At 55.4% G+C, this 18,867-nt stretch carries 20 protein-coding genes; 10 read left to right on the top strand and 10 right to left on the bottom strand.

Going from position 1 to position 18,867, the window contains the following annotated elements; all coding sequences use genetic code 11:
- Window positions 1–14 precede the first annotated feature (14 nt).
- The 3 genes from efp to ecnB all read left to right on the top strand — a co-directional run bounded on the left by efp (window position 15) and on the right by ecnB (window position 1,025).
- Window positions 15–581 carry an elongation factor P gene (gene efp / locus QLG21_RS00100; protein WP_006178939.1) on the top strand — a complete coding sequence of 189 codons (567 nt, stop codon included), beginning with the start codon at window positions 15–17 and terminating at the stop codon, window positions 579–581.
- Between the two features lie 57 nt (window positions 582–638).
- The gene (locus QLG21_RS00095) at window positions 639–770 is read left to right on the top strand and encodes an entericidin A/B family lipoprotein (protein ID WP_042322597.1); all 132 of its coding nucleotides are present in this window, start codon (window positions 639–641) and stop codon (window positions 768–770) included.
- Between the two features lie 108 nt (window positions 771–878).
- Window positions 879–1,025, top strand: coding sequence for a lipoprotein toxin entericidin B (ecnB, locus tag QLG21_RS00090; RefSeq protein WP_006178941.1), 147 nt, complete (start codon window positions 879–881; stop codon window positions 1,023–1,025).
- Window positions 1,026–1,063: 38 nt separating this feature from the next.
- On the opposite strand, the gene QLG21_RS00085 is transcribed toward ecnB, so the two are convergent.
- Entirely contained in the window at window positions 1,064–1,663 is a 600-nt protein-coding gene (locus QLG21_RS00085; protein WP_137849753.1) for a LuxR C-terminal-related transcriptional regulator, read from the bottom strand.
- A 262-nt stretch (window positions 1,664–1,925) separates the two neighbouring features.
- On the opposite strand from QLG21_RS00085, the gene sugE reads away from it, so the two are divergent.
- Window positions 1,926–2,243 (top strand): quaternary ammonium compound efflux SMR transporter SugE, encoded by a 318-nt coding sequence (gene sugE, locus QLG21_RS00080; protein ID WP_006178944.1) that lies wholly within the window; start codon window positions 1,926–1,928, stop codon window positions 2,241–2,243.
- Here the strand turns inward: sugE and QLG21_RS00075 are convergent.
- Together QLG21_RS00075 and ampC are read right to left on the bottom strand one after the other, a co-directional pair.
- The gene (locus QLG21_RS00075) at window positions 2,240–2,770 is read right to left on the bottom strand and encodes a lipocalin family protein (protein WP_006178945.1); all 531 of its coding nucleotides are present in this window, start codon (window positions 2,768–2,770) and stop codon (window positions 2,240–2,242) included. The two genes, sugE and QLG21_RS00075, sit on opposite strands and share 4 nt — an antisense overlap.
- Before the next feature lie 112 nt (window positions 2,771–2,882).
- Entirely contained in the window at window positions 2,883–4,028 is a 1,146-nt protein-coding gene (gene ampC / locus QLG21_RS00070) for a CMY2-MIR-ACT-EC family cephalosporin-hydrolyzing class C beta-lactamase (protein ID WP_282483635.1), read from the bottom strand.
- A 131-nt stretch (window positions 4,029–4,159) separates the two neighbouring features.
- Here ampC and ampR point away from each other — a divergent pair, with 131 nt between their 5' ends.
- The gene (gene ampR, locus QLG21_RS00065; RefSeq protein ID WP_282483634.1) at window positions 4,160–5,035 is read left to right on the top strand and encodes a LysR family transcriptional regulator AmpR; all 876 of its coding nucleotides are present in this window, start codon (window positions 4,160–4,162) and stop codon (window positions 5,033–5,035) included.
- Between the two features lie 29 nt (window positions 5,036–5,064).
- On the opposite strand, the gene frdD is transcribed toward ampR, so the two are convergent.
- From frdD to frdA, 4 genes are read right to left on the bottom strand one after another with little or no spacing between them, the layout of a single operon-like run.
- The gene (gene frdD / locus QLG21_RS00060; protein ID WP_042322484.1) at window positions 5,065–5,424 is read right to left on the bottom strand and encodes a fumarate reductase subunit FrdD; all 360 of its coding nucleotides are present in this window, start codon (window positions 5,422–5,424) and stop codon (window positions 5,065–5,067) included.
- Window positions 5,425–5,434: 10 nt separating this feature from the next.
- Window positions 5,435–5,830: a fumarate reductase subunit FrdC gene (frdC, locus tag QLG21_RS00055; protein ID WP_042322487.1), complete on the bottom strand. Its 396-nt coding sequence runs from the start codon at window positions 5,828–5,830 to the stop codon at window positions 5,435–5,437.
- 10 nt (window positions 5,831–5,840) lie between these two features.
- A complete protein-coding gene (locus QLG21_RS00050) occupies window positions 5,841–6,575 on the bottom strand; it encodes a succinate dehydrogenase/fumarate reductase iron-sulfur subunit (RefSeq protein ID WP_282483633.1) in 735 nt (244 codons plus the stop codon).
- Window positions 6,568–8,358 (bottom strand): fumarate reductase (quinol) flavoprotein subunit, encoded by a 1,791-nt coding sequence (gene frdA / locus QLG21_RS00045; protein WP_282483632.1) that lies wholly within the window; start codon window positions 8,356–8,358, stop codon window positions 6,568–6,570. The genes QLG21_RS00050 and frdA overlap by 8 nt, the downstream gene beginning before the upstream one ends.
- Window positions 8,359–8,667: 309 nt before the next feature.
- Between frdA and epmA the strand changes: the two genes are divergently transcribed.
- From epmA to QLG21_RS00025, 4 genes are all read left to right on the top strand, one after another.
- The gene (epmA, locus tag QLG21_RS00040; RefSeq protein WP_006178957.1) at window positions 8,668–9,645 is read left to right on the top strand and encodes an elongation factor P--(R)-beta-lysine ligase; all 978 of its coding nucleotides are present in this window, start codon (window positions 8,668–8,670) and stop codon (window positions 9,643–9,645) included.
- 199 nt (window positions 9,646–9,844) lie between these two features.
- On the top strand, window positions 9,845–11,347 hold the full coding sequence (yjeM, locus tag QLG21_RS00035) for a glutamate/gamma-aminobutyrate family transporter YjeM (protein WP_282483631.1): 1,503 nt from the start codon (window positions 9,845–9,847) through the stop codon (window positions 11,345–11,347).
- A 78-nt stretch (window positions 11,348–11,425) separates the two neighbouring features.
- Entirely contained in the window at window positions 11,426–12,136 is a 711-nt protein-coding gene (locus tag QLG21_RS00030; RefSeq protein ID WP_282483630.1) for a hypothetical protein, read from the top strand.
- Window positions 12,137–12,454 carry a YjeO family protein gene (locus tag QLG21_RS00025; RefSeq protein WP_282483629.1) on the top strand — a complete coding sequence of 106 codons (318 nt, stop codon included), beginning with the start codon at window positions 12,137–12,139 and terminating at the stop codon, window positions 12,452–12,454. It abuts the gene before it with no gap.
- Between the two features lie 47 nt (window positions 12,455–12,501).
- Here the strand turns inward: QLG21_RS00025 and mscM are convergent, their stop codons facing one another.
- The 3 genes from mscM to rsgA all read right to left on the bottom strand — a co-directional run bounded on the left by mscM (window position 12,502) and on the right by rsgA (window position 17,963).
- Window positions 12,502–15,825, bottom strand: coding sequence for a miniconductance mechanosensitive channel MscM (gene mscM, locus QLG21_RS00020; RefSeq protein ID WP_137849749.1), 3,324 nt, complete (start codon window positions 15,823–15,825; stop codon window positions 12,502–12,504).
- A gap of 19 nt (window positions 15,826–15,844) precedes the next feature.
- Window positions 15,845–16,813: an archaetidylserine decarboxylase gene (gene asd, locus QLG21_RS00015; protein ID WP_006178960.1), complete on the bottom strand. Its 969-nt coding sequence runs from the start codon at window positions 16,811–16,813 to the stop codon at window positions 15,845–15,847.
- Between the two features lie 97 nt (window positions 16,814–16,910).
- Window positions 16,911–17,963 carry a small ribosomal subunit biogenesis GTPase RsgA gene (gene rsgA / locus QLG21_RS00010; protein WP_042322497.1) on the bottom strand — a complete coding sequence of 351 codons (1,053 nt, stop codon included), beginning with the start codon at window positions 17,961–17,963 and terminating at the stop codon, window positions 16,911–16,913.
- A gap of 107 nt (window positions 17,964–18,070) precedes the next feature.
- Between rsgA and orn the strand changes: the two genes are divergently transcribed.
- Window positions 18,071–18,616 (top strand): oligoribonuclease, encoded by a 546-nt coding sequence (gene orn, locus QLG21_RS00005; RefSeq protein WP_141114063.1) that lies wholly within the window; start codon window positions 18,071–18,073, stop codon window positions 18,614–18,616.
- The last annotated feature ends 251 nt before the right edge of the window (window positions 18,617–18,867 follow it).

The raw sequence follows: 18,867 nt of genomic DNA, 5'->3' as shown, positions 1-18,867 counted from the left end.
ATTTAGAGGGCCTTATGGCAACGTACTATAGCAACGATTTTCGTGCTGGTCTTAAAATCATGATGGACGGCGAACCGTATGCGGTTGAAGCCAGCGAATTCGTTAAACCAGGTAAAGGCCAGGCGTTCGCGCGCGTTAAGCTGCGCCGTCTGCTGACCGGTACCCGTGTAGAAAAAACCTTCAAGTCTACTGACTCCGCTGAAGGCGCAGATGTTGTCGATATGAACCTGACTTACCTGTACAACGACGGTGAGTTCTGGCATTTCATGAACAATACGACTTTCGAACAGCTGTCTGCTGATGAGAAAGCCGTAGGTGACAGCGCTAAATGGCTGCTGGATCAGGCCGAGTGCATCGTGACCCTGTGGAACGGCCAGCCTATCGCTGTGACCCCACCTAACTTCGTTGAGCTGGAAATCGTTGAAACCGATCCAGGTCTGAAGGGCGACACCGCAGGTACTGGCGGTAAGCCAGCTAAACTGTCCACCGGTGCCGTGGTTAAAGTTCCGCTGTTCGTACAGACTGGCGAAGTGATCAAAGTGGATACCCGCTCCGGCGAATACGTATCCCGCGTGAAGTAATTCATGTAGATGATGAAAGGCGCAGCGCCCGCTGCGCCTGATTTTCAGGCACGGATGATGAAACGTATCGTAAAAATTCTGCTTCTGTTAGCGCTTTCCAGCGCGTTCCTTTCCGGATGTAACACCGCGCGCGGCATGGGCGAAGATATTCAGGATCTCGGCCATATCATTTCCCACGCAGCCAGCTAATCCCGTCTAATTTTCCTAAAAATTGTTCCTTTTCCGTCAATCGCCAGGATCTTGTCTATCCTTAAGTTGCTATACACAAAATAACTTTGGCTATAAAAGGAAGATATTATGGTTAAGAAAACAATTGCAGCGATCTTTTCTGTTCTGGTGCTGTCTTCGGTACTGACCGCATGTAATACCACCCGTGGTGTAGGGGAAGATATCTCTGACGGTGGTAGTGCCATTTCTGGTGCAGCGACTAAAGCTCAGAACTGATGAAACAGGGCGGTACGGCGTGTCATCTCCCCGTACCGTCAATTTTCACTTTCCTGCAGCGATAAAAACGGTGAAAAGCGCGTATCCATATGTAATTTCATGCGAATATTGCGTTTATACGTATAAACCGTCTTTCCGTTAATACTCAGGTGGCTGGCAATATTTTGGTTGCTTGCACCATTCATCCACAGCGTCAGCACTTTTTCTTCCTGCCGGGTTAACAGCGGGGCCGCCGCCTGCGGGATCGCCACGCGCGTACACATTGTCAGCGCGTCGTTAATCACCGTTGCCAGCTGTTCGAGATCGGTTTTTTTGTGCAGTGACGACCATACCGGGAACTGCGCCACATAATCTGCCATCGCTTTCTCCTCGCCCGACTGCAATAAAATAAAAGGCAGCGTTTCGCTGGCTATCAGCAAGGAAGAGAGCTGCTGAAAATGGTGAATGTCCTGTCTGAAACCGTGTAAGTCAGCGATAACTAACGTCGGTTTCCACTGCAGGATGTGCTCTCGGGCAAGAAACAGATTATTCAGGCCGGTCACAACGAAGTCACCCGGAAACAGGCCTGAGTGATTGAGCCAGTCTTCAATCCCGGCGCGGGTGAAGTGACAACGGTCAATCAAAAGAATTTTGAACATATTGTATTCGCAGTCGGCTAATGGTTTGGCTTCCTGCCATCAGAAAGCACACCATCATAGAGAAGTCGGATGAGTGATAAATGCCTGAACTGCACGGCATACTGAGGCTATTTCTTGCCTTAACACGTTCAGCAAAAAAGGATTGAAAAAAAATTGCACGCTAACCAAAATAGGGCGTGTAACCTCTGCCTTGCGGGACGACCCGTAAGCGCCTCTTTCACCGGGGACGGCCCCAACTTTCACTGAAGTTAAGGAGCCTGAGATGTCCTGGATTATTCTCTTTATTGCCGGTCTGCTCGAAGTGGTATGGGCCATTGGCCTGAAATATACCCATGGTTTCACCCGCCTGACCCCAAGCGTCATTACCGTTACCGCGATGATTGTGAGCATTGTCCTGCTGTCATGGGCGATGCGTTCTCTGCCCGTGGGTACAGCCTATGCCGTCTGGACGGGCATTGGTGCCGTCGGTGCGGCGATAACCGGGATCTTACTGCTGGGAGAATCAGCGAGCCTGGCGCGCATCGCCAGCCTCGCGTTGATTGTTGCCGGGATCATAGGGCTGAAGCTCAGCACGCATTAATGCGGCTGCTCTACCCAGATTAATTTCGTTACATCAAACCCTTGCCGGGTCGCAACGTCGAGCATCTGCTGTTTCATTTCGGGTGAAAGGGTTGGCGTGCGGGAGAGTATCCACAGATAGCTGCGATCCGGCCCGCAAATCAGCGCATGGCGATACTCTCTGTCGAGCGCGATCACGTTGTATCCGCCGTAGAACGGGCCAATAAACGAGATCTTCATGGCGGCTCTGTGCGGATCGCCGGTAAAGTAGGCTTTACCCACAGACTGCTGCCACATCTCACGATCCGGATTATATCCCCGGTTAACGACCTGAATACCGCCGTCATCCATTGAGCTGTAATGTGCCGTAACTTTTTCTAATCCGCGTTCAAAGCGATGATCGAGGCGGGCGATTTCATACCAGGTGCCAAGGAAGCGTTGTGCGTCGAAATTGCTGACGACAGTCACGCCAGGAGGAGGTGTAGGGGAGCTGCAGGCAACGACTAAAAACGCGGCTGTCACTGCGGCGATAACAGGCAGAATGCGCATAGGTGTTTCCTTACTGGTTTTTTGTTAAGTGTAGATGACAGCAAGGAAAATGCGGGTTTGTACGTTGGTGCTGGCGGAGGCCGGGTGGACGAAGCCGCCACCCGGCAACGCGTTACTGCAGTGCGTTAAGGATCTGGTAAGCCGCTTCTACCCGGGCAGGGTTCGGATAGCTTTTGTTCGCCAGCATTACGATCCCCAGTTGCTTCTCGGGAATGAAGGCCACGTAGCTGCCGAACCCGCCGGTTGAGCCCGTTTTATGGACCCACGAGGCCTTAACCGGTGGTGCCGGAGGGTTTACTTCTCGCGCGGGTAACGCTGCCAGCGCGATCTTATTATCACTGCCATCGATAATCGTTTTGCCATCGACCGGCCAGTTCAGCATCTCCCAGCCCAGCCCCTGATACATCGACCCAACGCGCCAGTAGCGTGACTGTGCCAGGGCGATACCCTGTTTAAGTGATGTAGCCTGAACGCGCTCCGGTGCCATGTTTACCATCACCCAGCTCGCCATGTCTTCGGCGTTGCTTTTTACGCCATAGGCTTCGCCGTCCAGCATACCCGGTGAAACGTGGACCGCTTTGCCGTCGCGATAGCCCCAGGCGTAATGCTGCTCTTCGGATTTCGGAACCTGGATCCAGGTATGATCGAGCTTCAGCGGCTTCAGGACGCGCGTGGCCATGGCCTGCTCAAAGCCCATTCCAGAGGGCTTGACCGCCAGCGCCCCAAAGAGGCCGATGCTGGAATTGGCATACAGGCGCGTGGTGCCCGGTTTCCACTGCGGCTGCCACGTTTGATAGAAGTTCAGCAGTGCGGCCGGGTCGGTGACGTTATCCGGCACCTGTAACGGCAGGCCACCGGCGGTGTAGGTGGCGAGATCCAGCAGGCGGATGCCCTGCCACTGCTTGCCGGTCAGTTCAGGCCAGTACATCGTCACCGGATCGTTAAGCGAAATTTCGCCGCGGGCAATGGCATCGCCGCCCAGCACGCCGGTGAAAGTTTTACTGACAGAGCCCAGCTCGAATAAGGTCTGCGGCGTGACGGGTGTGTTTGCAGCAACATCGGCTTTGCCGAAGGTGAAGTAGTGCGGCTGGCCCTGATAGATCACCGCCACCGCCATGCCCGGAATGGACTGTGCTTTCATCAGAGGCGTCACGGTGCGCTTCACCACCTTTGCCAGCTCTTTTTCTGACAGGGAGGACGCGAGGGCTGAGCATGAAACGCCGAGAAGCAGGGCGCAGAAAACGATTTTTTTCTTCATCAGTTATCTTCCGTAATAGCGTGTAAGGGAGTGTCCGGGCCCATAAGACGAGCGTAGTCTGTGGGATTTGACAGCCGCTGACAAACGGTTAAATTTAGCATGAGCTGTAAATTTTTCTAACGGACGAGCCTATGACGCGCAGCTACATTCCGCTTAATTCACTTCGTGCTTTTGAAGCTGCCGCCCGGCATCTTAGCTTTACGCATGCCGCTATCGAGCTGAACGTCACCCACTCTGCCATCAGCCAGCACGTCAAGGCGCTGGAGCAGCACCTGAACTGCCAGCTCTTTATCCGCGTTTCGCGGGGTTTGATGCTGACCACGGAAGGGGAAAATTTGCTGCCGGTGCTGAACGATTCCTTTGATCGTATCGCCGGTATGTTAGATCGCTTTTCAAATCACCGGGCGCAGGAGAAGCTGAAAATCGGCGTCGTGGGGACATTTGCGACCGGCGTGTTATTTTCGCAGCTTGATGATTTCCGCCGCCGCTGCCCGCATATCGATCTTCAGCTGTCTACACACAACAACCGCGTCGATCCGGCGGCTGAAGGGCTGGATTACACGATCCGCTACGGCGGCGGAGCATGGCACGGCACCGAGGCAACGTTTCTGTGCCATGCCCCGCTGGCCCCGCTCTGTACGCCAGACATTGCCGCCAGACTGCGCACCCCGGCCGACATACTGAAATTTACCCTGCTGCGTTCGTATCGTCGGGATGAATGGACGGCGTGGATGGCGGCGGTGGGCGAGCATCCACCTTCACCGACGCACCGGGTTATGGTCTTTGATTCGTCCGTCACTATGCTGGAGGCCGCTCAGGCCGGCGTGGGGATCGCTATCGCGCCTGTCGATATGTTTAGCCATTTACTCGCCCGCGAGCATATCGTGCAGCCGTTTGCGACGCAGATCGATCTGGGCAGTTACTGGCTAACGCGGCTGCAGTCGCGTGTGGAAACGCCTGCCATGCGCGAATTCGCCCAGTGGCTGGTGGAGAAGATGCCGCACTGAAAGGCCCGCCGGGTGGCGGGCCAGAACGATCACAGGGTGACGACGGCGATCAGGGTGACCACGGTCAGGATGGTGGCCAGGCCGTAGAAGACCCATTTTCCGTTTGGAACGTGGATTTTCAGGTCGTGCATCGCGTGGTGAATGCGGTGCAAGCCGAGCCACAGGGGCAGGACGATCATCAGGAAGATGAACACGCGGCCGATAAAGCTGCTGGCAAACGCGAGGACGCGTTCATAACCCAGCGCATCGCCCGGGAACAGCCCGAGCGGCAGCATAATGCCGACCAGCAGGACAATCACCGGTGCGATGATGGCGCTCCACATGCCGCCTGCACCGAACAACCCCCAGAAAACCGGCTCGTCAGAACGTTTTGGATTTGGATTGATCACGGTAGTCTCCTTACCAGAACAGTGCGACAAACAGAATGACCACAGTAACCACTGCCGTCACCGCCCACAGCCCTTTAATCACAGGCTCTGGTCCCATTTTCTCGCCTTTAACGATGATGTTCGCCGCCTTGGGTGCCAGTTCAAACCAGGTTTTGGTATGCAGCAGCGCCGCAGCGAGCACGATCAGGTTCAGCACCACGATGATTGGGTTTTGCAGGAAGCCCACAAAACTCGCCCAGGATTCGGGGCCGTGCTTAAGGGCAAAAATGCCGTAGATCAGCTCAAGACTGAACCACACCGCAGGAACTGCCGTCCCTTCACGCAGCATATAGAAGCGATAAAACGGCAGTTTTTTCCACCAGGTGGACGGCATTGGCCGCACATAGGCTTTGCGTTTAGTCGTCATCATGCACTCCTTAGCGTGGTTTCAGGGTTGCGATAAGAAAGTCTTTCGAGCTTTCTACTTTTCCCTGCTGAATAGCGGCTGCCGGGTCGACGTGCTTTGGACAGACTTCGGAGCAGTAGCCCACAAAGGTGCAGGTCCAGACGCCGTTCTGGCTGTTAAGCTGCGCCATACGTTCTTTTTTGCCGTGATCGCGGCTGTCCTCGTTATAGCGGTGCGCCAGGGTAATGGCGGCCGGGCCGATGAACTCCGGGTTCAGGCCAAACTGTGGGCACGCGGCATAGCACAGGCCGCAGTTGATGCAGCCGGAGAACTGATGGTATTTCGCCATCTGCGCCGGGGTTTGCGTGTTAGGGCCTTGATCCGGCGTGCGCGGGTTGCCAATGATGTATGGCTTAATGGCCTCCAGACTTTCGATAAAGTGGGTCATATCGACCACCAGATCGCGTTCGATCGGGAAATTGCCCAGCGCTTCAACCTTGATGCCTTTGGTGTACTCGCGCAGGAAGGTTTTACAGGCCAGCTTCGGCACCTTGTTGACCATCATGCCGCAGGAGCCGCAGATCGCCATACGGCACGACCAGCGATAGCTCAGGTCCGGCGCCAGGTTGTCTTTGATATACCCGAGCGCATCCAGTAGGGAGGTTTGCTCGTCATAGGGCACTTCATAGAAAGCGCTGTGCGGCGCGGTGTCCACTTCCGGGTTGTAGCGCACCACTTCAACTTTCATTTTTTGCATCTCAGCCATTCGCCTTCTCCTTCTTCTCGGCGGCTTCTGCTTCTGCACCGTACACGCGTTTCGCCGGAGGCAGCGTGGTGATCTTCACGTCGCTGTAGTCCAGACGAGTGGTGCCATCCGCGTCGCGCCAGGCGAGAGTATGTTTCAGGAAATTGACGTCATCACGTTCCGTACAACCTTCATCCAGACGCTGGTGGGCACCGCGTGACTCTTTACGCGCCAGCGCCGAGTGCGCCATACATTCCGCGACGTTCAGACCGTGGCCCAGCTCGATGGTATAGAGCAGGTCGGTATTGAAAACGCTGGAGGTGTCGGTGATGCGTACATGCTTAAAGCGTTCCTGCAGCTCCGCCAGTTTGTCGACGGTTTTCTGCATCAGCTCTGGCGTACGGTAGATGCCGCAGCCTTCTTCCATCGACAGGCCCATTTCGTCGCGGATCTTCGACCAGTTTTCGTTGCCTTCCTGATTCACCAGGTCTTTGAGCCGTTTTTCAACGTCGGCAACCTGCGCATCCAGCGCCGCACCATTGGCTTCACCTGCCGTGGCGGCACGCTCCATCGCGCGCTCGCCCGCCATGCGACCAAAGACCACCAGCTCGGCAAGCGAGTTGGACCCCAGGCGGTTTGCGCCGTGCAGGCCCACGGAGGAGCACTCGCCGACGGCGAACAGGCCTTTAATGCGGGTTTCACACTGCTGGTCGGTTTCGATCCCGCCCATGGTGTAGTGCGCGGTTGGACGCACCGGAATGGGCTCTTTCACTGGATCAACGCCAACGTACGCTTTCGCCAGCTCGCAGATGAACGGCAAGCGCTCCAGCAGTTTCTTCTCGCCGAGATGACGCAGATCGAGGTGAACCACATCGCCGCGCGGCGTGGAGATGGTGTTGCCTTTGCGCCATTCGTGCCAGAAAGCCTGAGACACTTTGTCGCGTGGACCCAGCTCCATGTATTTGTTCTTCGGCTCGCCGAGCGGTGTTTCTGGCCCCATACCGTAATCCTGCAGGTAGCGGTAGCCGTTTTTGTTAACCAAAATGCCGCCTTCACCGCGGCAGCCTTCCGTCATCAGAATGCCGGAGCCTGGCAGACCGGTTGGGTGATACTGGACAAACTCCATATCGCGCAGCGGCACGCCGTGGCGGAGCGCCATGCCCATGCCGTCGCCGGTGACGATACCGCCGTTGGTGTTGTAGCGATAAACGCGGCCCGCACCGCCCGTTGCCATCACCACCGCTTTCGCGCGGATCTGCACAAGGGTGCCTTCCATCATGTTCATCGCCACCAGACCGCGCGCTTCGCCGTCATCCACCAGGATGTCGAGGACGAAGTGCTCGTCAAAGCGCTGAATTTGTGGGAACTGAAGGGAGGTCTGGAACAGAGTGTGGAGCATGTGGAAGCCGGTTTTGTCGGCGGCGAACCAGGTTCGTTCTATCTTCATGCCGCCGAAGCGACGAACGTTGACGCTGCCGTCCGGACGGCGACTCCACGGGCAACCCCATTGCTCAAGCTGGGTCATCTCCGTGGGGCAGTGATGCACGAAATAGTCAACGACATCCTGTTCGCAAAGCCAGTCGCCCCCTGCAACCGTGTCGTGGAAATGGTATTCGAAGCTGTCATGATCCTGCGCAACGGCGGCGGACCCTCCTTCAGCGGCAACGGTGTGGCTGCGCATCGGATAGACTTTTGAAATCAGAGCGATTTTAGCGTTTGGATTAGCTTGTGCCGCAGCAATTGCTGCGCGTAATCCAGCCCCGCCAGCGCCTATTACGGCAAGATCGGCTTGAAAAGTTTGCACGACATTCCTCCAGATTTTTGTTTTCCCGCAATGCGTGAGTTAAAGGCAGTTCACCTGTCCAAACGGACGATTGCGAAAGCGATTCCACTGCTCCTTTATGGGTAAAACAGTATAACCGGATGGATATGAGGGAAATTTGACGTGTTCGATTTTTTTGCTGTTCTGTGCGGTGATTTATCATGGTGATTGATGAATTGCGTCACGTAATTTCACTCATGAATGAAAAGCCGCTTTTTACTGTGCAAAATTTGTCTCTGCCCCGCCTGTCGAGTAGACTTCGTGCCCTTGTCTGAAATCGGAGAAAAACTCATGAGCGAAACGGCAACCTGGCAGCCGAGCGCATCCATCCCAAACCTGCTTAAACGCGCGGCCATTATGGCGGAGATCCGTCGTTTCTTTGCCGATCGCGGAGTCCTTGAGGTGGAAACGCCGTGCATGAGCCAGGCAACGGTAACGGATATTCATCTGGTCCCGTTTGAAACCCGTTTTGTTGGCCCTGGCCACTCACAGGGGATGAATCTCTATCTGATGACCAGCCCGGAATACCACATGAAGCGCCTGCTGGCGGCGGGCTGTGGCCCGGTGTATCAGCTGTGCCGTAGCTTCCGTAATGAAGAGATGGGCCGTCACCATAATCCGGAATTCACCATGCTGGAGTGGTACCGTCCGCATTACGACATGTACCGCCTGATGAACGAGGTGGACGATCTGCTGCAACAGGTGCTGGACTGCGCGGAAGCCGAAACGCTCTCCTATCAGCAGGCGTTCCAGCGCCATCTGGAAATCGATCCGCTGTCTGCGGACAAAGCGCAGCTGCGCGACGCGGCGGCAAAACTGGATCTCAGCAACGTGGCGGAGACGGAAGAAGATCGCGACACGCTGCTGCAACTGCTGTTTACCTTCGGCGTTGAGCCGCAGATCGGCAAAGATCGCCCAACGTTCGTCTATCACTTCCCGGCAAGCCAGGCCTCGCTGGCGCAGATCAGTACGGAAGATCACCGCGTAGCTGAACGTTTTGAGGTCTACTACAAAGGCATCGAGCTGGCGAATGGCTTCCACGAACTGACCGACGCGCGCGAACAGCAGCAGCGTTTCGAACAGGACAACCGCAAGCGTAACGCCCGGGGTCTGCCGCAACAGCCGATCGACGTGAATCTGCTGGAAGCCCTGAAAGCCGGCCTGCCCGATTGTTCCGGCGTGGCGTTGGGTGTTGACCGTCTGGTGATGCTGGCGCTTGGCGCAGAGCAGCTTGGCGACGTGATTGCATTTACGGTCGACCGCGCGTAATACAATACCGGGTGGCGCGCGAGCCTGCCCGGTGTGTCTCCCTCCCTGGCAATAAACCTTTCCAGTAAATATTCATGGCATCAATAACTGCCAGCGTCGCGTTACGCAGGTTATTTTCCTAATTTGCCCTGAATAGCCACACTATTCGTCTGGTCATCTGCTACCATCCGCGCAGTTTATTTTCGCTTTGGATGGTTCTATGTCCCACTCAATGAAAAAAATGACCCTGACCGGTCTTATCCTGATGATTTTTACGTCAGTGTTTGGCTTTGCCAACAGCCCCTCGGCGTTTTACCTGATGGGCTACAGCGCGACGCCGTTTTATATCGTCTCTGCTCTGTTCTTCTTTATTCCGTTTGCGCTGATGATGGCGGAGATGGGGTCTGCTTATCGCAAGGAAGAGGGCGGAATTTACTCGTGGATGAACAACAGCATCGGGCCGCGCTACGCGTTTATCGGCACCTTTATGTGGTTCTCTTCCTACGTGGTCTGGATGGTCAGTACGGCTGCCAAGGTGTGGGTACCCTTCTCGACGTTTCTCTTTGGGGCAGATAAAACGCAGGTCTGGTCTTTGGCTGGGCTGAGCTCCACGCAGGTTGTCGGGATCCTCGCGGTCTGCTGGATGGTGGTGGTGACGCTGGTAGCGTCGAAAGGTATCAACAAAATCGCGCGCATAACCGCCGTGGGCGGTATTTCAGTTATGTGTCTGAACCTGGTCCTGCTGTTGGTGAGCATCGCGATTTTGTGCCTCAACGGCGGCCACTTTGCGCAGGAGGTGAATTTCGTTTCGTCACCTAACCCGAGCTATCAGTCCGGCCTCGCGATGCTCTCTTTTGTGGTGTTTGCCATCTTTGCCTACGGGGGTATAGAAGCGGTGGGCGGCCTGGTCGATAAAACCGAAAACCCGGAAAAGAACTTTGCCAAAGGCATTATCTTTGCGGCGATTGTTATCTCTGTCGGCTACTCGCTGGCGATTTTCCTCTGGGGTGTGAGCACCAACTGGCAGCAGGTGTTAAGCAACGATACCACTAACCTTGGCAATATTACTTACGTGCTGATGAAGAGCCTGGGGATGACGCTCGGGCAGGCACTGCAGCTGACGCCGGATGCGGCCACGACGATGGGCGTCTGGTTCGCGCGTATCACCGGCCTGTCGATGTTCCTCGCCTATACCGGTGCCTTCTTTACGCTGATCTATTCACCGCTAAAAGCGATTATCCAGGGAACGCCAAAAGCGCTGTGGCCAGGCCGCATGACGCAGCTCAATACGGCAGGTATGCCTGCGAACGCCATGTGGATGCAGTGCCTGCTGGTCTGCGTGTTTATTCTTCTGGTGTCGTTCGGTGGGGATACTGCCTCTGCGTTTTACAACAAGCTGACTCTGATGGCGAACGTATCAATGACGCTGCCGTATCTTTTCCTGACCCTGGCGTTCCCGTTCTTTAAGGCGAAGCAGGATCTCGAACGTCCGTTCGTGATTTTCAAAACCCGCGCCGCCACGCTGCTGGCCACCACCGTCGTCGTGCTGGTGGTGGCTTTTGCGAATATCTTCACCGTGATCCAGCCGGTCATTGAGGCCAATGACTGGAACAGCGCGCTGTGGATGGTCGGTGGCCCGATCTTCTTCTCGCTGATGGCGATGGGGATTTATGAGAATTACCGTCGTCGCGTAGCACAATCAACGATTTGGGTCGCTGATTAAGTTCGCTATTAGCCCCTGCTGCCTGAGATTGTGCGGGGAGTAGGGATTTTGCTTTTTTAGGCATAAGGATTTTGTGCAATGAATGAAACGCTGCTTTTCTGTGATGTTGATGAGTATGGTTTTCCGCACTGGAACGGATTCGATATGTTTCAATGGTATGTACTGCCGACCGACTGGGAGTACATGACGGGTAATGCTTATTTATGGCTTTATAAAACATCCTGGCTGATCTATCACCGAAGTATGATTAAGCAATTTGCAAAAGAAGCCCAGATCCCGGAACTATTACTTGCTGGCGTGGCTGTTGCTGAGGTGGGAGGGACGCCTGAGAGACTGAAAGGAATAGGCGTATTGCAGGCAAGGCAGGTCCTGGATGAATTATCACGCGAAAAAAATAAGTATTCTAATAAAACATCCTTAGGGTCTGTCGCTATTCAATTAGGTGTTGCGGCAGAAACACTGGGATTAGATCCCGCTTCTCTTGACCACTTACAACAGTATCAGCTTGCCCAATGCCTGCTTGAAAATAGTTTCAATATAAGAGTGGTTGCATTTCATTTACGCGATTTAATCCTTCATGACAATCCGGGCATCCGAACCGATAATCTGACAGATGAACAAATCATTCTGGCAGGGTCACGATATAACAGAGGTACCCAAAGAAGCGCTGGTGATATCGTTGGTTCAATCCATGAGCCCGTGGGGAAACCTTCACGCGCGTACAGTGAGTATGGTAGACGTATAATTGAGAAAAAAAGCGCAATCCTGGCCATCTTAGAAGGTAATTAAGTGAACTATAAAATATTTGCGCTTGGGGTCGTTTGGCTGTGCATGTCGATTCTCGCCATAGTTATCTTCTCGACACAGGACAAAGAGTGGTGGATTGGAGGAGAGAACATCAAAAATATCTGTGACCTGATGGCGTATGTAGAGAATGATGATATCCGCGATTTCGGAATGCTCGTTACGTTCCCGGTTTTTTTACCTGCTCTGTATGCATTCTTGATAAAAAAAGCCCATCACGGTTTTTTGTACCTTATAACCATACTCATCGCAGGCGTCTGGTTATGGCGCTTTATCTTCCGCTACCAGTTTTGTCTCGGGTAAAACCACAGACAAAAAAGCCAGCCACATCAGTGGCTGGCTTTGAGTTTCTATAAACTCCCTGCCGGGCGCGTACGCGCCGCAGACGACAGCGTCCTTCCCGTCTTACGTCCATCTAGCGTTTCAAGGCGCATCTGGAAGGGTGGGAAAGGCATATCAATACCGTGTTCGCGGAAGCCTGCCAGAATCAGCTGGTGGATCTCATGGCGCAGCGGCATACGGTGCCCCATTTCGGCGGCGTAGATTCGCAGTTCGAAGATCTGGATCCCCTGTTGCAAATCGACGAGGAACACTTCCGGTGGCGGGTTGTCGATCACCAGCGTGCAGCGCTCTGCCGCCGTGTAGAGGATCTGCGTCACCTCTTCGCTGTTAGCATCCGACGGTGCAGGCACCGTCAGCACCACACGCGTCACGGAGTCGGACAGCGACCAGTTGATAAACTGCTCGGTGATAAACGCCTTGTTCGGCACGATAATCTCTTTGCGGTCCCAGTCGCTGATGGTCGTGGCGCGGGTGTTGATTTTGGTGATGCTGCCGGTTAAATCGCGGATCGTCACCGTATCGCCAATACGAATCGGTTTTTCGAACAGGATAATCAGGCCGGAGATGAAGTTTGCGAAGATCTCCTGCAGACCAAAACCCAGCCCCACACCAAGTGCCGCGACCAGCCACTGCAGTTTCGACCACTCGATACCAATCATCGAGAAGCCCACCAGCCCGCCGAAGAGCAGGATCAGGTATTTGGTGATCGTCGTGATCGCATACCCCGTCCCGGGGGTGAGATCCAGATGCTGCAACAGCGCCAGCTCCAGCAGGGCCGGGAAGTTCCGCACCAGCTGGGTGGTGATAATCAGCACCAGAATGGCAATCAGCACAGCCCCCAGGGTGATTGGCTCCAGGCTTTCAACCCCTTGCACCGTCGAGGTCACATCCCACAGGGAGATGTTCTCGAGGAAGCCAAACGCCGAGTGGATCTCTGACCACAGGACGATGACCGACAGCAGCGCGATGAGCATCAGGATAGATCGCACCAGACGCAGGGACTGGGTACTGATGGCATCGAGATCCAGCTCGACCTCGTCCACCTCTGCGGTACCCTCGGTGCTGTTGGTGTGATGCGACTCCTCTTCGCCGCGGGCGCGCTGGGCAAGGATTTCAGCACGACGATGCTTGGCACGATCAAACGCCAGACGGCGGCGCTGGATGAGCATCCACCGGCGGATAATGTGGTAAACAACCAGCAGCAGGAACCAGATCGCTACCGAGGTTTCCAGACGCGCCAGCAAGGCCTGCGCGGTGGCAAGGTAACCCACCGCCGCCGCCAGAATCGCTGCCAGCGGCGCGCTTAGCAGTAAATTCCACAACAAGCGGTTAAACATGTTATCGCCGCTGCCGGTCTTATCGACATAGAGCGGAATGCCCGCTCGTTTCAGACTCAGCGTTACGATCGCCAATGCTCCACAAATCAGCATAAAGCAGAGGCGACCCAAAGAGCCGGAGAACTCGCGGTCGTTAAGATTATCAAACATGATCAGCGCCATGATCAGCGGCACAATCAGCCCGATGCTCATCAGGTAATAGCGCATGGCGCGCGCAACGCGGTTACGCGGCCAGCCAAAGTGGGCGATGAACAGGCTGTTAGGGCGCGCGAACGTGGCGCAAATCATCACGACCCACAGCAGCGGTACGGTGGCGGTAACGCCATCACCAATCGCGACCGCCAGCGGATAAGGCCAGGCTTCCCGCAGGCCATACCCGAGCGTCATCCACAGCACCGGCAGCGGTGAGGCGACGAGAATCGACCAGAACACGGTGCGCAGCGTCAGCCAGAAATGATCCTGAGTGACTTTGCCCACGCGGGCGCTGGAACGTTCGAGGAAGCGGGTGAAGTGTCTGCGCGAGTAAATGCTGAACCCCACCAGAATGAGCGCCCCCAGCAGCGGGAAGATGGTCTCTTTGCTGGTGATCATCATCACGCTGGCCTGACCCAACTGGCTGAAGGTATCAAGTGAAATCAGGCGGCGCAGGTCCTGCACAATCTCAATCGGCCACGAGAAGGTCATTGGCCGCACGTCAGACGTCCAGAACAGATAGCGGTGCGTCGCCTCGTTGACCTCTTTCAACGCGTCTTCCAGCTGGCTGTTGGAGACCTTCAGCTTGGTGAGTTCCAGGATCAGCGTGTCGCCACCCTGCAGCAGGGAGTTGAGCAGTTCCCGCTGGGTGCGCATCTGTGCTTCAAGAATACGACTTTGCTCGTTGGTCAGCGGCTGGCCGTCAGCCTGACGGATCTGGCGGATTTGCGGCTGCTTGTTGAGAAGGTCTTCAAAGTGCAGACGTTGAACGCGCAGCTGCGCCATTTCGGTATCAAGCTGCTGCGGTTTTGGCATCTCCGGCAGGCGGGCAACCTGGGCGCGTAACGCTTCGCCGAGCAGGTTTGAAGAGCCAAGCCACTGGGACTGTTCGCGCAGCGTATTGAGTGCCTGGCGCACCTGCAGGGTTTGATTCGTGGCCTGACGCTGCTGCGAGGCAACCAGATCCATACGCTGCGCCTGCTGGTTCAGCGCGGCAGAAAGCTCGCGGTTAACCCTGAACTGATCGACGATCCCGGTCGGCAGGTTTGCGCTGTTTTCAGCAAGCAGTTCCGTGCTTTCCAGCGCGCGCTCTGCTTCACGCTGGCGCTGGCTGTTGAGCTGATTGCGCAGGGCCTGCAGATAGGCGTCTAACTGCTGGCTCTGCTTCTGCGCCAGCTCGGCGCGCATGCGTGAAAGCTCCTGGCGGTTGTTGGCGGAAAGCTGCGCCAACTCCAGCTCATCAACCAGCGCCTTGAGTCTGGCGGATTCTGCCTGCAGGCCAAGGTTTTGCGCCTGGCTTTGAGGCGTGCTGCCGGTTTGGGTACCGACGCGGCGTTCGACATCATTTAACTGACGGCGGGCATCGGTTTGCTGCTGTGGTAACTGGCTGAGCGAGTCGGCAATTTCACGCGCGCGCTCCTGCTCCTGCTGGGCCTGACGGCTTTTTTCGAGGAGCTGGCTGCTGACCTGGAGGATCTCCTGGTTCAGCGCGTCAGACGTCATGCCGACGGGAACATTGCGAGGTTCATCGCGCAGGTTATTAAGCTGCGAGCGCAGGGTCTGCGAAAGTTTAGGGAAGTTATCGATAACCTGCTGATACTGCTGGGCGCGCTCGAGGGAGCCTTTACGTTCCTCAAGCGCGTTCAGCGCGGCCTGGAGCGACTCAACGGTCTCTGGCTGAGCGGGTTTCGCCGCTTTTGCCTGCTCCAGCTCCTGGGTTATCTGTTTGGCGTCGGGGGCCGTCGCTGCGTACGCCCCCATGCTGAGGCACCAGGCCATCAGTAGAACGATAATCGGGCGCACGTCAGCGATCCTTCTGTTGTTAGCCTTGGTCTTTGTTGTCGTCAACCAGCGGGCTGGCGTCGTGCTCGGCTTTGATCTCTTCTTCCGCCAGCGGTGCAGGCTCTGCGTCTGGTGTGACGAGCGCTTCGGCAGAAACTGCCAGCGGCTGGCCGAGTTTGGTCACCGACAGGCTTTGGAGTTGTTCCACCAGGTGCACTTTTCCCGGCGCAAACAGGTTGATCACGGTAGAGCCGAGCTTAAAGCGGCCCATCTCCTGGCCTTTCAGCAGGGCAACAGAGCCTTCATCTTCTCCGGCAGGCCAGGTCCAGCGTTTGATCACCCCTTCGCGTGGTGGGGTGATGGTGCCCGCCCAAACGGTTTCGATACTGCCGACGATGGTTGCGCCTACCAGAATCTGCGCCATTGGGCCAAATTCGGTATCAAACAGGCAGATCACACGCTCGTTACGGGCGAACAGGTTTGGAACGTTCTGTGCGGTCAGGTGGTTCACGGAGAAGAGATCGCCCGGCACGTAGATCATTTCACGCAGGATACCGTTACACGGCATATGGACGCGGTGGTAGTCGCGCGGTGACAGATAGGTGGTGGCAAACGAACCGTTACGGAACAGGTCGGCCATCAGATAGTTACCCGCCAGCAGCGCTTCCAGGCTGTAGTTATGGCCCTTCGCCTGCAAAATTTTGTCGTCTTCGATTTTACCCAACTGGCTGATCACGCCGTCGGCAGGCATCACCAGCACGTTAGGATCGGTGTTAAGCGGGCGAACTTCGTCGCGCAGGGGGCGCACGAAGAATTCGTTGAAGGTGCGGTAGCTGGCGGTGTCCGGCTTCTGCGCCTCTTTCATGTCGACCTTGTAGTATTTCACAAACAGATCGATGACCAGTTTGGTCAGCCAGCCCGCTCGTTTGCTTGCGCCCCAGCCCGCCAGGCGAGTGAGCCACAGTTTTGGCAGAATGTATTGAAGCGAAAGTTTAAATGAGTTTAACAAGGTAGCCTCCAGGCCATTGTTTTGTCGTTCCTGATCCGGCTGCAGACAGCCGGATCCTTAAAAAGGGGGACGATTTTAGCGATGCTTAGCGTAGTTGTCAGTTATCAGAATCGGAAAAGTTTTTACGCGTTTTTACCTGATCCATGCTCTCGAGAATGCGGTGATAATTTTCGAAACGCGTTTCAGCAATTTTACCGTTTTCGACCGCTTCGCGGATGGCGCAGCCTGGATCATTGTCATGTTTACAGTCGCGGTATTTGCAAGCGCCTAAATAGTCATGGAATTCGACAAATCCGTTGAAGATTTGTTCCGGCTCAAGGTGCCATAAACCGAATTCACGCACGCCCGGGGAGTCGATCACGTCGCCGCCGTGCGGGAAATGATACAGGCGTGAAGCCGTAGTGGTGTGCTGACCAAGACCCGAGACGCCAGAAACGTCGTTCGTCAGGATTTCCTGCTGCAGGCCAAGAAGGTTATTCAGCAGGCTCGATTTGCCCACCCCGGACTGCCCGGCAAAGATACTAATGCGATCGGTCAACGCCTCTTCGAGCGGCTTCAGGCCGTCTTTGGTGTGGCTCGACACCATCAGCACGCGATAACCGATGTTGCGGTAGATATCCATCTGCTCGTTGACGAACGCCATGCCGTCGTCATCCAGCAGGTCGATTTTGTTCAGCACGATGATCGGCTCAACCTGCAGCGTCTCACAGGCCACGAGATAGCGGTCGATAATGTTGAGCGACAGCTCGGGCAAAATCGCCGACACGATAACGATCTGGTTAATGTTGGCGGCAATGGGCTTCACGCCGTCGTAGAAATCGGGACGGGTCAGCACCGAGGTGCGTTCATGTACGGCTTCGACAATGCCTTTTACCGTTACGCCTTCCGCCGCTTCTTTACCCGGGCGCCATACCACGCGGTCGCCGGTCACCAGCGAACGGATGGTGCGTCGGATATTGCAGCGGTGGATCGCGCCGTCGGCGGCTTCGACATCGGCGTGCATACCGAAACGGCTAATCACTACGCCTTCCGTCGCTTCGCCAAACAGATTGTCGTCGTAATCGGGCTTCTCCGTAGTGGTTTTAAGACGGCGCTGGTGATTGGCATTCACCCGACGCTGCTGCCCTTTGGAGAGTTTATTTTTACTCAATCGCGCTGGCTCCTGGTCGCCCGTAACGGGCAAAACCTCTATGATACACTCTAATTAATACTAGTTAACCTGCTACTGCCGGTTATGCGAGAAGGGTGGAAAATAACATGAGCGCGGACGAAAACAACCTGATTTGGATCGATCTTGAAATGACCGGGCTGGATCCCGAGCGAGATCGCATCATTGAAATCGCAACGCTGGTCACCGATGCGAACCTCAATATTCTGGCGGAGGGGCCAACCATCGCGGTGCATCAGTCCGATGAGCAGCTTGCGCTGATGGATGACTGGAACGTGCGTACCCATACGGGGAGTGGTCTGGTGGACCGCGTGAAGGCCAGTACCCAGGGTGACCGCGAAGCAGAGCTGGCCACCCTCGAATTCCTCAAACAATGGGTGCCGGAGGGTAAATCACCTATCTGTGGGAACAGCATCGGTCAGGATCGTCGTTTTCTCTTTAAGTACATGCCGGAGCTGGAGTCTTACTTCCACTACCGTTATCTGGACGTGAGCACGCTGAAAGAGCTGGCCCGTCGCTGGAAGCCTGAAATCCTGGATGGCTTCAAAAAGCAGGGAACCCACCAGGCGATGGATGACATCCGTGAGTCGGTGGCTGAGCTGGCCTACTACCGCGAAAACTTTATTAAGCTTTGATTTTGAGGCCCGGCTCGCTTGCGTTGCCGGGTTTTTGCCGTTAAATTGTTCAGCTTGCCGATTAATTAATCACTTGAACGAATTTTCAAAAAAAACGCTTCAGGAGGGGTTGCAGCTAAACGGATTTCTCGTATAATGCGCCTCCCGTAACGACAGAGAATTACACGTTACGACAGCAACAAAAGCAGTACAGATTTGCGGGAATAGCTCAGTTGGTAGAGCACGACCTTGCCAAGGTCGGGGTCGCGAGT

This window comes from Enterobacter sp. V87_3 (assembly GCF_029967835.1).
Lineage (GTDB): Bacteria > Pseudomonadota > Gammaproteobacteria > Enterobacterales > Enterobacteriaceae > Enterobacter > Enterobacter cancerogenus.
This window is presented reverse-complemented; position numbering and strand designations above follow the sequence as displayed.

Excerpts from the sequence above, each read along its gene's own strand:
- efp (WP_006178939.1), top strand. The coding sequence starts at position 15 with ATGGCAACGTACTATAGCAACGATTTTCGTGCTGGTCTTAAAATCATG.
- QLG21_RS00095 (WP_042322597.1), top strand. The coding sequence starts at position 639 with ATGAAACGTATCGTAAAAATTCTGCTTCTGTTAGCGCTTTCCAGCGCG.
- ecnB (WP_006178941.1), top strand. The coding sequence starts at position 879 with ATGGTTAAGAAAACAATTGCAGCGATCTTTTCTGTTCTGGTGCTGTCT.
- QLG21_RS00085 (WP_137849753.1), bottom strand. The coding sequence starts at position 1,663 with ATGTTCAAAATTCTTTTGATTGACCGTTGTCACTTCACCCGCGCCGGG.
- sugE (WP_006178944.1), top strand. The coding sequence starts at position 1,926 with ATGTCCTGGATTATTCTCTTTATTGCCGGTCTGCTCGAAGTGGTATGG.
- QLG21_RS00075 (WP_006178945.1), bottom strand. The coding sequence starts at position 2,770 with ATGCGCATTCTGCCTGTTATCGCCGCAGTGACAGCCGCGTTTTTAGTC.
- ampC (WP_282483635.1), bottom strand. The coding sequence starts at position 4,028 with ATGAAGAAAAAAATCGTTTTCTGCGCCCTGCTTCTCGGCGTTTCATGC.
- ampR (WP_282483634.1), top strand. The coding sequence starts at position 4,160 with ATGACGCGCAGCTACATTCCGCTTAATTCACTTCGTGCTTTTGAAGCT.
- frdC (WP_042322487.1), bottom strand. The coding sequence starts at position 5,830 with ATGACGACTAAACGCAAAGCCTATGTGCGGCCAATGCCGTCCACCTGG.
- QLG21_RS00050 (WP_282483633.1), bottom strand. The coding sequence starts at position 6,575 with ATGGCTGAGATGCAAAAAATGAAAGTTGAAGTGGTGCGCTACAACCCG.
- epmA (WP_006178957.1), top strand. The coding sequence starts at position 8,668 with ATGAGCGAAACGGCAACCTGGCAGCCGAGCGCATCCATCCCAAACCTG.
- yjeM (WP_282483631.1), top strand. The coding sequence starts at position 9,845 with ATGTCCCACTCAATGAAAAAAATGACCCTGACCGGTCTTATCCTGATG.
- QLG21_RS00030 (WP_282483630.1), top strand. The coding sequence starts at position 11,426 with ATGAATGAAACGCTGCTTTTCTGTGATGTTGATGAGTATGGTTTTCCG.
- orn (WP_141114063.1), top strand. The coding sequence starts at position 18,071 with ATGAGCGCGGACGAAAACAACCTGATTTGGATCGATCTTGAAATGACC.